Origin of the sequence: uncultured Campylobacter sp., from assembly GCF_938041645.1 — a bacterium.
In the GTDB taxonomy this organism is placed as follows: Bacteria; Campylobacterota; Campylobacteria; order Campylobacterales; family Campylobacteraceae; genus Campylobacter_B.
The window spans coordinates 1-3,595 of record NZ_CALIST010000038.1; the positions used below are offsets into that span (position 1 = coordinate 1).

Consider the following 3,595-nt stretch of genomic DNA (forward strand, 5'->3'; position numbering starts at 1 on the left):
GCTCACGCTCGCTTAAAAGAGGAAATTTTAGCCTTAGAGCCTTTAAAAAAAAAGCCGGCTCTTGATCATATTCCGCCGTTGCAGCGTCGACGCTTGGGGCTCGGGGCAAAACTTTGCATCTCGCTTTTAGGCGAAATTTCTCAAAACGCGCCGCAGAGCTTAGCTGAGAAAGGCTCTTTAAATTCCGCGCCGCAAAATTTAGATACGAGCGAAAATCGTACTGCTGCGCAAAACCCGCCGCCGCAGGATTTCACAAATGAAAATTCTTTAAATTCCGCGAGGCAGAATTCCAAAACAAACGAAAGCTCGGGAGCCTGCAATCATGCGATGCAAAGCTCCGCGATGCAGCGTGAAGGAATGCCGCTCGTTTTTTGCTCGCGCCTGGGCGAGATCAACCGCTGTTTTAGCCTGCTCGGCTCGATGGACGAAAGCGTCTCGCCTTCGAGCTTTTGCGTCAGCGTACTCAACGCGATCGCGGCGCAAAATGCGATTTTTACGCAAAATCATGCCGAAATTTCGACGATCTCCGCGGCGTGCGCGCTCGAAAATGGCGCAATAATCGCCGCTGCAAGGCTGAAAGAAAGTACGGAAAATTTCGGCTCCGCGCAGGACGCAAATGAAGCAGTCAAAAACGGCGAATGCAAGTCGGATAACGACAAAATCGCCCTGCTTTGCTATTTTGAGGAGACAAATAACGACTATCTGAAGCGCTGCGACTTCGCCTGCGCCCTACTTTTGGTGCTTCAGCGCGGAGATGACGTGCAGATCGAAATTTCGCCGCACGTTGCGGACGCGACGGCGCAGAGCCTAGAGGCGCAAAATCCGAAACCGCGAACCGAGAATGAAATTTTACGAAGCTTTAAAGAGGGCGGCGAGATCCCGCTAGATACCGCGGTGAAATTTTTGGCTAAAATCCTCTCCGGCAAGCGCGAATGGCGCAGCAGCGACGGGGTTTTGGACTATACTTGGCGCGTCAAAGATCCCGCCAAAATCGCAGCTTTTTTGAGGCAAGATCGTGAGCGCTAAAATAGTAAAATTTCATCGCATGAGCGAGCGCGGTGAGACGAGCAAATTCGATCAAAATCCCGGGCTACAAGGAACTGCAAAGGCGCAAACGACGAGTTTTGAATTTAGCCTTTACACCAAGCTCAGATATGGTGAAAATTTTAAATTTAGCCGCGCTATCAAACATAGGCTCAGCCAAACGGCGCATCTTAAAAGTACGCCGAAAGGGCGCGTGCCATGCGCCCCCAAATCGCGTTGCAATGAGGCACGCTGCGAAAATACGCCGCCGAGGCATACGCAACGAACTAAAAAAAATCCGCCTAAACGGTGCGAGCTGCGAGCCATAAAAATTTTACCGCGGCGGCGCCTGGAAAACACCGCGCAATTCCGCTATAAAAATAGATGCGGCGAGCCGAAACGGTACGCGCAGCAGGCTGTAAATTTCATAAATTTAGCGGAACAAAGCTTGCGCTACGAGTTTAAATTTAGCCGCGCGATAAGCCGAGTAGCCGCTCAAGCAAGATGCGCACGGCGAGGCGTTGCGATAAATTTTAAATTTAACGCCGCCGCGAGCTATAAATTTAATCAGAGGGCGCGTCATACGGCGGCGTCAAAGCAGCGCATATGGCGCTTCGCAGAAATTTCCTCGCGACGGCGCGCGTGGCAAACCGCAGAAATTCTACCGCAACGATACGCGCGGCAAAAGATAGAAGCTCCATCGCAGCAATACGCACGACGAAGCATGCGACAAGCTGCGGAAATTTCACCGAGGCAACACATACGGCAAACGGCAAGAATTCCACAAAATCGCAGTTTGCCGTGCGCCGCAAAAATTCTATTGCTTCGACACATGCACGGCGCCGAGATCGCCTCCGCTCAGACCATGAAAGCTCTATTACTTCGGCGCATACCGCGAGGAGAAATATCGCGCGCAGAGAACTGCAAAAATTTCAATGCGATGCGGCAGGCGGCAAGCCGTAGAAATTTTATCGAGATCGCGCGCATGACGAGCCATCAAATCCCCGCCGAGAACCACAAAACCCTCGCCGATAGCCGTGAAATTTCCAACGAGAGCCGCGAAACCACCGCCGAAAGAGGCGCCGCGCGATGAAGCAGTTAAATCCGCTAAGGCGCAAAATCAAGCAGATCGGCATCGCGTTATCCTTCGCTAGCTTCGGCGCGCTGTGTACGATGGGAAACCTACTCTTCCTCCCCGTAGCGCTGCTGCGGCTAAACCGCATAGAGGTCGTGCGAAATTTCGTGCGCGATTTTATAATGATCTCGTGGCGCATATTTTTGCTGCTCGCGCGACTTTACGGCAGTATCGGCGTGAACTGGCGCTGCAAACTCCCGCCTAGCGGCACCCTCATCATCGCAAACCACCCCAGCCTGCTTGACGTGGTGATCTTTTTAGCTCACGTGCGGCGCGCAAACTGCGTAGTCAAGGAAAGCCTATGCAAAAACCCCTTCCTCTCCGCCGCCATCGCAGCCGCGGGCTACATCCCAAACACCGGCTCGGAAGCGATGATAGATGCGTGCCGAAGCGCCCTTGAGCGAGGAGAAAGCCTAATCATCTTCCCCGAGGGCACGCGCACCGCAGATCGCATCGCCATGCACAAAGCGGCGTTTTATATCGCGATAAATTTCGCAAAAAATATGAATTGCGTCGCGATAAAAATGGATCCTAAAAGCCTAAAAAAAGGACAAGTATGGTACGATACGCCCGAGGTTCGGATGAAATACGACCTCTACGAGCTGTGCGCGCTGGATCTAACGGGCTTTGAGCCGGATCGCCCAAACCCGATCCGAGTGCGCAAACTATATGAAAAAATATCAAATCTATATGAAAAGGAGAATCTGTGAACGAAGAAATTTTGGAGCTTAAGGAGCTGATCATTTCGGGGCTAAACCTCGAAGATGTAGCGCCCGGCGACATAAATGACGATGAGGCGCTTTTTGGCGACGGGCTCGGGCTCGATTCGGTCGATGCGCTGGAGCTCGGGCTTTTGGTGCAGAAAAAATACGGCATCGTGCTTAACTCAAAAACCCAAAATTTAAAGCAAATTTTCTCATCCGTTGCGTCTTTGGCGCAATACATCGCCGAAAATAGGAGTAAAAATGAGTAAAGATGAAATTTTTGAAATTTTAAAAAAGGCGCTCGTGGAGCTTTTCGAGATCGACGAGAGCAAGGTCGTGCCTGAGGCTAAAATTTACGAGGATCTGCAGATCGACAGCATCGACGCGATCGATCTGGTCGATTATGTCAAGAAAAACACAGGCTACAAGCTGATGCCCGATGATTTTAAAAACATACAAACCCTTGGCGACATCGTGGATGCCGTAGCCGCAAAGCTCGATCAAGGCGCGAGCGGGGAAACTACGGGCGGCGAGAGTTAAATTTCGCCGTACGGCGCGGCAAGATCGCGTGCGTTGCGGCTTGGTAGTTTACTTTACGGCGGCACAAAGACGGCGAGCGAGCGGATAAACATACGGCGTCGTTTATTTGACGGCGCGCGGCGAATGTTTTAATTGAAAGAGCGCGGAGCAAGCGGCTTTACGGGCTTAGCGCTTAGGCGGCACGGCACAAAGC

The 3,595-nt window shown here is 51.8% G+C and carries 5 protein-coding genes; all 5 read left to right on the plus strand.

The window, feature by feature from the left end:
* A partial coding sequence (locus Q0600_RS05955) for a beta-ketoacyl synthase chain length factor (RefSeq protein ID WP_298758074.1) occupies positions 1–1,026 on the plus strand: 1,026 nt, incomplete at its 5' end.
* Positions 1,016–2,116: a hypothetical protein gene (locus tag Q0600_RS05960; RefSeq protein WP_298758076.1), complete on the plus strand. Its 1,101-nt coding sequence runs from the start codon at positions 1,016–1,018 to the stop codon at positions 2,114–2,116. The genes Q0600_RS05955 and Q0600_RS05960, both read left to right, overlap by 11 nt.
* On the plus strand, positions 2,113–2,868 hold the full coding sequence (locus Q0600_RS05965) for a lysophospholipid acyltransferase family protein (RefSeq protein WP_298758079.1): 756 nt from the start codon (positions 2,113–2,115) through the stop codon (positions 2,866–2,868). Before Q0600_RS05960 ends, Q0600_RS05965 begins: the two co-directional genes overlap by 4 nt.
* Positions 2,865–3,131 carry a phosphopantetheine-binding protein gene (locus Q0600_RS05970; RefSeq protein ID WP_298758081.1) on the plus strand — a complete coding sequence of 89 codons (267 nt, stop codon included), beginning with the start codon at positions 2,865–2,867 and terminating at the stop codon, positions 3,129–3,131. The genes Q0600_RS05965 and Q0600_RS05970 overlap by 4 nt, the downstream gene beginning before the upstream one ends.
* Positions 3,124–3,402 (plus strand): acyl carrier protein, encoded by a 279-nt coding sequence (locus tag Q0600_RS05975; protein ID WP_298062739.1) that lies wholly within the window; start codon positions 3,124–3,126, stop codon positions 3,400–3,402. Before Q0600_RS05970 ends, Q0600_RS05975 begins: the two co-directional genes overlap by 8 nt.
* Positions 3,403–3,595: the final 193 nt, after the last annotated feature.